Raw genomic sequence first — 7,010 nt, forward strand, 5'->3', positions numbered from 1 at the left:
CGACCGGATCAGTCCCGGTACGGGTCGAGCGGCAGGGTCACCCGGAACGTCGTGCGTCCGGGCGTGCTCTCCGCCTCGATGCGGCCGCCGTGCGCGTCGACGATCGCACGGGCGATCGAGAGCCCGACGCCGGTGCTGCCGGCGGCCCGGCTGCGGGAGCTGTCGCCGCGGGTGAAGCGCTCGAAGAGCGTCGATCGCACGGCCTCGGGGATGCCGGGTCCGTCATCCGCGACCTCGATCACGGCGTGCTCGCCGTCCTCGCGGAGCGCCACCTCGACCCGGGTGCCGGGCGGCGTGTGCGTGCGCGCGTTCGCGAGCAGGTTCGCGACCACCTGATGCAGCCGGTCGCCGTCGCCGAGCACGCGCACGTCCTCGGGCAGCTCGCCGATCTCCCACGCGTGCTCCGGCGAGGCGACGTGCGCGTCGCTGACGGCGTCGACGAGCAGGCGGGCGAGGTCGACGCTCTCGTGCCGAAGCTCGGCACCCGAGTCGAGGCGGGCGAGCAGCAGCAGGTCCTCGACGAGCGCCGTCATCCGGATCGACTCCGAGCCGATCCGCTCGAGCGAGCGCTGCACGTCCGGCGGCAGGTCGCCGCCGAACCGCGAGCTCAGCTCGGCGTAGCCGCGGATGGAGGCGAGCGGCGTGCGCAGCTCGTGGCTCGCATCCGCGACGAAGCGGCGCAGCTTGTCCTCGCTCGCGTTGCGGGCGGTCAGCGCCGACTGGACGCGGTCGAGCAGGCGGTTCAGGCTCGCGCCGACCCGGCCGACCTCGGTCGTCGGCACGGCATCGTCGTCGGGCACCCGGTCGCCGACGTCGACCGGCCCGGCCTCGAGCTGCAGCTCCGACACCCGGGTTGCGGTCGCGGCGACGCGGGTGAGCGGCCGCAGCGCCACGCCGACCACGAACAGCCCGAGCACCACGGCGAGCGCGAGCGCGAGCAGCGTCACGACCACGACGATCACGATGAGCTGGCTCGTCGTCGTGTTCACCTCGGACATCGACAGGCCGGCGATCACGATCGTCTGGCCGTCCTGCGAATTCGCGAACACCCGGTACTGACCGAGCCCGCCGAGGTCGACCGTGTGCGGCTCGCCGTCGAAGGGAACGGCGAGCAGGGTTCGCTGCTGGGCGACCGTGAGGTCCTGCACCACGCTGTTCTCGTCGAGGTACCCCGCCTGCACCACCTGCGAGCCGGCGATGTTCACGCGCACGCCGCCGGCGGCGACGCCGGGCAGGAAGCCCGGCGCATCCGGTCGTCCGCCGCCGTTGCCGTCTCCGCCGCCCTGACCTCCCGCGCCGAACCGGTCCGCAGAGCTCTTCACCTGGTCGTCGAGCCGGTGCATGAGGTTCTCGCGCAGCACCGCGACGCTGACCACCCCGATGATGACAGCGACGACGGCGAGCAGCGCCACCGTGCCGACGACGAGACGGCGGCGCAGCGACCAGCGCCCGCGGATCCTCACGCGACGGGCTTGATCGAGTACCCGACGCCGCGGACCGTGTGGATCATCGCGGGACCGAGGGTGTCGATCTTCTTGCGGAGGTAGGAGATGTAGATCTCGACGACCGATGAGCGGCCGCCGAAGTCGTAGCTCCATACGCGGTCGATGATCTGGGCCTTCGAGAGCACGCGCTTCGGGTTGCGCATGAGGAAGCGCAGCAGCTCGAACTCGGTGGCGGTGAGCGTGATGGGGGTGTCGCCGCGGCGCACCTCGTAGGTCTCCTCGTTGAGCACGAGGTCGCCCACGCGAAGCTCGGGCTCCTCGGGCCCGGCGAGGGCGACGTTGCGGCGCACCAGGCCGCGGAGGCGCGCCACCACCTCCTCGAGGCTGAACGGCTTCGTCACGTAGTCGTCGCCGCCGGCGGTGAGGCCGGCGATGCGGTCGTCGACGCCGTCCTTCGCGGTGAGGAAGAGCACGGGCACGTCGTCGCCGCCCTGACGCAGCCGGTGCAGCACCTCGAGCCCGTCGAGTCCCGGCATCATCACGTCGAGCACGACCACGTCGGGCTCGAACTCGCGCGCGATGCGGAGCGCGTCGGCGCCGTTGTCGGCGAGCTGCGTCGTCCATCCCTCGGCGCGGAGCGCCATCCGGAGCAGGTCGCCCAGCGACGCCTCGTCGTCGACGACGAGGGCGCGGACGGGCGAGCCGTCCTGGCGGACGAGGGGCGAGGGGCGGGATGCGACAGCGGCCATAGTGAGAGGGAACCGCTCGTTGCTATGCGATTCCTATGAGCCCACTATGGCCGCGCCGCGAGGGCCGGAGAAGCCCCCGATCGGATGATCAGGACTTCGCGTCGTCCTTGTCGTCGCCGAACAGCTTGTCCTTCACATCGGAGACGGCCTCCTTGACGTGGGCACCCGCCTGGTCGGCCTTGCCCTCGGCGCGCAGCTTGTCGTCGCCGGTGGCCTTGCCGACCTCCTCCTTCGCGTGGCCCTTGAGGTCCTGGGCGTTGTTCTTCACGTCGTCGCCGAATGCCATGGCTGCCTCCTGGAGTCGTCGGCGCCGCCGGTCGGCGCCACGGATCCAGGGTCGCCCCGGACGGCGCGGATGCGGCCCGTGCTCGGGCGATGCCCAGAGGAGGTGGAGCGGTCGCCCAGACGGGGACCCGTCGGACAGCCCGGCTGGGCCAGAATGAGCAGGTGCCGACGCGTCTGCTCCTGCTCTCCGACACGCACGTGCCGCAGCGGGCACGACAGCTCGGCGACGAGACCTGGCGGCTGATCGATCAGGCGGACGTGGTGATCCACGCCGGCGACTGGACGGGCCACGCCTTCTTCGAGCAGGTGCGCGAGCGCGCCGCCGAGCTCCGCGCCGTGTGGGGCAACAACGACGGCGCCGAGCTGCGGCAGGAGCTGCCGGAGTTCACCCGCTTCGAGATCGAGGGCGTCCGGTTCGCGCTGACGCACATCCTCGCGGACGCGTCGACGCGCGAGCAGGCCGCGTCCGCCGCCGCCCCCGACGCGCAGGTGTTCGTCTACGGGCACAGCCACATCCCGTGGAACGCCTTCACGCCCACCGGGATGCAGCTGCTCAACCCCGGCTCGCCGACCGACCGCCGGATGCAGCCGCACTGGACCGTCATGACCGCCGTCGCGGATGCGGGCGAGCTGCGGGACGTGGAGCTCGTGCCGGTCGAGCGCTGACCGCGGCGCCGCTCAGCCGAAGTCGTACACGCGCTCGGCCCGCACCTCCACGTCGAGGCGGGTCGGCAGGCGACGAGCCCAGGCGATCGCGGCGTCGCGGTCGGCGACGTCGAGCAGGTACCAGGCGGCGACCGCGCCCGGCGGGGGCGGGTCGTCCGCCCCGCGCCCGGCCTCGGGCTCCTCCGCACGCACGGCGTCAGGCTCCCCCGCGCCGTCGAGCTCGGTGCGCACGACGACCGCGTCGGCCGCGTCCGCGAGCTCGCCGCCGTCGCGGTAGACACCGGCCTCGCGGGCGGCGGCCTCGTAGTCCTGCCAGACCTGCCAGTCCGCGGCGGTGCCGCCGGTCGCCTCGGCGGGCAGGGGGCGTCCGCTCTCGCGCAGCAGCAGGAGGTATCGCGTCATGACGCCACGGTAGGCGCGGCGTCCGACGGTCCCGCGTCGGGTCGGCGTCCGGCGGGCGCGAACGCGGGGTCGAGGCGGCGGCGGAGCACCGTGCGCTCGACGAGGGTCCACGTCGTCGTCGTGACGAGGTAGACGCCGGCCGCGAGCGGCGCGATCGCGGCGAAGAGCACCGACACGAACGACAGCGACGCGAGCACCCGGGTCAGCCGAGTCGGCTCGACGCCCGTCGCCCGCGACACGGTGAGCGCCTGACGCCGCGAGAACCAGGCGGTGAGGGCGAGCGCGGCCAGCATCGCGCCGACTACCGGCGCGCCCGGCCAGGCCGCGGAGCCGCCCGTGAGGATCGACCCGAGCGAGGTGCCGAGCGGCACGCCGAACAGGGTCGAGGAGAACAGGGTGTTCGCGTGGCCGGCGAGCTGGGCGTGCCCGAGCAGCGTGTAGAGCAGGCTGATCACGGGCAGCTGCACGAGCGCGGTCCACATCCCGGCGAACGGGCTGGTGCCCTCCGCCGCGTACAGCGCGCTCATCTCGCGCGAGAGCCGCTCGGGGTTCTTCTTCCAGCGCTGCTGCAGCGCCTGGAGCTTCGGCGTGACGCGTCGGCGGGCGACCTCGGCGCGCACCTGGGCGGCGCCGAGGGGGATCATCGCCGACCGCACCGCGACCGTGAGCAGCACGATCGCGAGGGCGGAGGCGGCGGGGCCGGCGAGCGGGGCGAGCAGCCCCGACAGTCCGGTGAGCAGGGTGGTGCCGCCCTCGAGCAGGGCGGCGATCGGGGCGAATGAGGTGATGTCCATGGGTGTGTCCTCGGTCGGAAGCGGATGCGGTCGCGGGCGCCGCGCATCCGCCGCTCGACGCCGGCTGCCGGGGCAGCGGGCGGAGGACGTGGACTACGCGGCGGTGGCGACCGCCCCGGGCGCGCGAGGGCGAGGGCGGCCCTCGGTGGCGGGATGCGCCGGCTCGGCCATCCGATCGAGGGATTCGCGGTGGCGGCGATCGCGCCGGCCGATCCGCAGGACGCGGTCGGGGCGCGCGAGCACGCCGCGCGCCGCGAGCCCGAGCGCCGCGACCGCGGCGAGGGCGAGCCCCGCGGCGCCGACGGCGGCCGCGGCCGACGCGAGTCCGGGCTCGGAGCCGGACGCGCCCGTGACGAGCAGCGCGACGGCGAGACCCGAGAACGCGAGCACCGCGGCACGGGACAGCACGACGCCGGCCCGCGCGAGGCGGGTCGGCGTCGGCATTCCGGTCATGCCGGGGATGCTACTCGGCGAGGATGAGGTAGAGCGCCTTGCGCGCCTCATCGAGCTTCTCGACGGCCGCGGCGCGCTGGGCGTCGGTGGCCGCGTGGTGGAACTGGCCCACCACGCCCATGAGCTTGCCGATGCTCTCGCCGAGGGCGCGGTGCGCCTCGGTGGGCGACGGCGTGGAGTCCCAGGCCTTCGCCAGCTCGTCCTCGTGCTCGGCGACGTAGGCGCGGCCCGCGTCGGTGAGCTCGAACTCGGTGCCGCGTCCCTCGCCGCGGGAGCTGATGAGCTCCTCGTCGACGAGCTGCTGCAGCGTCGGGTAGACCGAGCCGGGGCTCGGGCGCCACAGGCCCTCGGTCTTCTCGGCGACGGCCTTGATGATGCCGTAGCCGTTGGACGGGCCGGACGAGAGCAGCGAGAGGATCGCGCTGCGGATGTCGCCGCGCGAGGCACGGCCGCGGCCGCCTCGCCCGCCGCGCGGGCCGAACGGCGGGAAGCCGGGTCCGCCCGGGAAGCCGCCGAAGCCGGGGCCGCCGGGGAAGCCGGCGCCGCGGTCGAACGGGCCGTGGTGGTGGGGGTGGTGCTGGAGGCTCCGCGCCGTGCGCGGGTCGTCGTGGTTCCGCATGGGAGACCGCCTTCCGATATCTGAAAGATGTCTCGCAGAAGTTCTGCGATGCGTCAAAGATATATCGCTAACACGCATCGTGCAACAGGTTCGCTCAGGGCGGACAGCGCGGGTCTGGCTCATCAGGCCTGCACGAGCTCCGGCTCGACCAGCAGCACGCCGCCCTGCTCGATCGCGTTGAGCGCCAGCTCCGGTCCGGCGAGCTGGAAGAAGGCGCCCGTCTCGTTCTCGAGCAGCGTGAGCGTCCAGGCGTCGGAGCCCGAGCCCGTCCCGGCTCCGGCCGCGGCGAGCGCGTCGTCCGCCGCCATCGCGGAGTCGACCAGCGTCCACGCCTCGGCGCTGAGCAGCGACCGCACGCCGGCGAGCGCCTCGGTGCGCTCAGCGGAGGTGAGCGCACCGAGGGGCAGGCCGGCTGTGGCGAGGAGCGCGGACCGCTCCGCGCCGAGGCCGGAGGCGAGGCGCCGGATCGCGGCGAGGGCGGGGATCCCCGACGCCGCGATCCGGCTGACGGCCGCGGTCGCCGCGGCCGCGCCCGGCGCGAGCGCGGGGACGCCCGCGGCCAGGCCGCCCATCACCGCGAGCGCCGCCAGTGCGCCGATGAGCTGGCGCATCGTGCGGCGGTGGAACCTCTGATCGGCGGGCGCTGCGCCCGCGACGGTGCTGGACATGACTCCATCCCGGCGCATCCGGCTTCGGGAGCGCTTCGGGCCGGCTGTGGGCGCGCCCGACGCTCTCCCGGGATGCGCCGGGAGCCGTCATCCGGGAGGATGACGACGATGACCGCCTACCTCACCGACCGCTGGGGAGCCGACCGGCCCGTCGGGTCGGGCGCCGACCTGGAGCGCCTGCTCGACTCGCTGGTCGACGACGCCGACGCGGAGGAGCACGGCTCCGTCTCCGTGTCGGACGAGGACGGCTGGAACCTCGAGTTCTTCCGCGACCGCGTGCTGTTCGAGAACGTGGAACCCGACTCCGAGGGCGTCATCGGCACGCTCGTCGACGTGCCGCGCGACGGGCGCCTCGCACTCGCGCGGCTGCTGATCGACGGCGAGCTCGACAAGCTGCGCGCGCAGGGCTGGATCCCGAAGCGGGATGCCGCCGGCCCAGAGGACTGAGCCGGATGGGCGGGCACCTGGACGACGAGGCCGACCGCCTCTACGCGCTGCCGGCGGCCGACTTCACCGTCGCCCGCGACGCCCGGGTGCGCGAGCTCCGCGACGAGGACGCCGAGCTGGCCCGGGCGGTCGGCGCGCTCCGGAAGCCGAGCGCGGCGGCGTCCGCCGTCAACGCCATCGCCCGCGCCGACCCCGACGGGGTGGCCGGGCTCGCGGAGCTCGGCGAGCGCCTCCGTGCCGCGCAGGACGACGGCGACGGCCGCGCGCTGGCCGCGCTCGTGCGCGAGCGACGCGACGCCGTGCGCGAGCTGATGTCCTCCGCTCCCCCGGTCAGCTCGGCGGCGCGCGAGGAGGCGTCCCGCACGCTCGAGGCCGCGACGGTCGACCCATGGGCCGCCCGGGCGGTGGCCGGCGGGCGGCTGCTCCGCGCGCTCGCCGCGGTGGGCTTCGATCCGGTCGACCTCGACGGCGCCGTCGCGACC

General features: G+C 74.5%; 10 protein-coding genes and 1 pseudogene. 3 read left to right on the forward strand and 8 right to left on the reverse strand.

What is annotated here, in order from left to right; translation table 11 throughout:
- Positions 1-8: 8 nt before the first annotated feature.
- The 3 genes from AC1RSJ_RS13820 to AC1RSJ_RS13830 all read right to left on the reverse strand — a co-directional run bounded on the left by AC1RSJ_RS13820 (position 9) and on the right by AC1RSJ_RS13830 (position 2,480).
- Complete coding sequence (locus AC1RSJ_RS13820) at positions 9-1,463, reverse strand: sensor histidine kinase (RefSeq protein ID WP_493119000.1); 1,455 nt, start codon at positions 1,461-1,463, stop codon at positions 9-11.
- Complete coding sequence (locus AC1RSJ_RS13825) at positions 1,460-2,194, reverse strand: response regulator transcription factor (protein ID WP_493119001.1); 735 nt, start codon at positions 2,192-2,194, stop codon at positions 1,460-1,462. Before AC1RSJ_RS13825 ends, AC1RSJ_RS13820 begins: the two co-directional genes overlap by 4 nt.
- An 88-nt stretch (positions 2,195-2,282) precedes the next feature.
- The gene (locus AC1RSJ_RS13830) at positions 2,283-2,480 is read right to left on the reverse strand and encodes a CsbD family protein (protein WP_493119002.1); all 198 of its coding nucleotides are present in this window, start codon (positions 2,478-2,480) and stop codon (positions 2,283-2,285) included.
- Positions 2,481-2,641: 161 nt separating this feature from the next.
- On the opposite strand from AC1RSJ_RS13830, the gene AC1RSJ_RS13835 reads away from it, so the two are divergent.
- Positions 2,642-3,145 (forward strand): metallophosphoesterase family protein, encoded by a 504-nt coding sequence (locus AC1RSJ_RS13835; protein ID WP_493119003.1) that lies wholly within the window; start codon positions 2,642-2,644, stop codon positions 3,143-3,145.
- Between the two features lie 12 nt (positions 3,146-3,157).
- Here the strand turns inward: AC1RSJ_RS13835 and AC1RSJ_RS13840 are convergent, their stop codons facing one another.
- The 5 genes from AC1RSJ_RS13840 to AC1RSJ_RS13860 all read right to left on the reverse strand — a co-directional run bounded on the left by AC1RSJ_RS13840 (position 3,158) and on the right by AC1RSJ_RS13860 (position 6,081).
- Positions 3,158-3,547, reverse strand: coding sequence for a YciI family protein (locus AC1RSJ_RS13840; RefSeq protein ID WP_493119004.1), 390 nt, complete (start codon positions 3,545-3,547; stop codon positions 3,158-3,160).
- On the reverse strand, positions 3,544-4,341 hold the full coding sequence (locus tag AC1RSJ_RS13845; protein ID WP_493119005.1) for a YidC/Oxa1 family membrane protein insertase: 798 nt from the start codon (positions 4,339-4,341) through the stop codon (positions 3,544-3,546). The genes AC1RSJ_RS13840 and AC1RSJ_RS13845 overlap by 4 nt, the downstream gene beginning before the upstream one ends.
- A gap of 93 nt (positions 4,342-4,434) precedes the next feature.
- Positions 4,435-4,794: a hypothetical protein gene (locus AC1RSJ_RS13850; RefSeq protein ID WP_493119006.1), complete on the reverse strand. Its 360-nt coding sequence runs from the start codon at positions 4,792-4,794 to the stop codon at positions 4,435-4,437.
- A gap of 10 nt (positions 4,795-4,804) precedes the next feature.
- Complete coding sequence (locus AC1RSJ_RS13855) at positions 4,805-5,413, reverse strand: PadR family transcriptional regulator (RefSeq protein ID WP_493119007.1); 609 nt, start codon at positions 5,411-5,413, stop codon at positions 4,805-4,807.
- A 122-nt stretch (positions 5,414-5,535) separates the two neighbouring features.
- On the reverse strand, positions 5,536-6,081 hold the full coding sequence (locus AC1RSJ_RS13860; RefSeq protein ID WP_493119008.1) for a hypothetical protein: 546 nt from the start codon (positions 6,079-6,081) through the stop codon (positions 5,536-5,538).
- A 108-nt stretch (positions 6,082-6,189) separates the two neighbouring features.
- On the opposite strand from AC1RSJ_RS13860, the gene AC1RSJ_RS13865 reads away from it, so the two are divergent.
- Complete coding sequence (locus tag AC1RSJ_RS13865) at positions 6,190-6,528, forward strand: hypothetical protein (protein ID WP_493119009.1); 339 nt, start codon at positions 6,190-6,192, stop codon at positions 6,526-6,528.
- Positions 6,529-6,533: 5 nt separating this feature from the next.
- Positions 6,534-7,010, forward strand: a pseudogene (locus AC1RSJ_RS13870) (hypothetical protein); the annotation flags it as partial.

The organism is Schumannella sp. GW821-FHT10F01 (assembly GCF_058809295.1).

Excerpts from the sequence above, each read along its gene's own strand:
- AC1RSJ_RS13825 (WP_493119001.1), bottom strand. The coding sequence starts at position 2,194 with ATGGCCGCTGTCGCATCCCGCCCCTCGCCCCTCGTCCGCCAGGACGGC.
- AC1RSJ_RS13830 (WP_493119002.1), bottom strand. The coding sequence starts at position 2,480 with ATGGCATTCGGCGACGACGTGAAGAACAACGCCCAGGACCTCAAGGGC.
- AC1RSJ_RS13840 (WP_493119004.1), bottom strand. The coding sequence starts at position 3,547 with ATGACGCGATACCTCCTGCTGCTGCGCGAGAGCGGACGCCCCCTGCCC.
- AC1RSJ_RS13845 (WP_493119005.1), bottom strand. The coding sequence starts at position 4,341 with ATGGACATCACCTCATTCGCCCCGATCGCCGCCCTGCTCGAGGGCGGC.
- AC1RSJ_RS13850 (WP_493119006.1), bottom strand. The coding sequence starts at position 4,794 with ATGACCGGAATGCCGACGCCGACCCGCCTCGCGCGGGCCGGCGTCGTG.
- AC1RSJ_RS13855 (WP_493119007.1), bottom strand. The coding sequence starts at position 5,413 with ATGCGGAACCACGACGACCCGCGCACGGCGCGGAGCCTCCAGCACCAC.
- AC1RSJ_RS13860 (WP_493119008.1), bottom strand. The coding sequence starts at position 6,081 with ATGTCCAGCACCGTCGCGGGCGCAGCGCCCGCCGATCAGAGGTTCCAC.
- AC1RSJ_RS13865 (WP_493119009.1), top strand. The coding sequence starts at position 6,190 with ATGACCGCCTACCTCACCGACCGCTGGGGAGCCGACCGGCCCGTCGGG.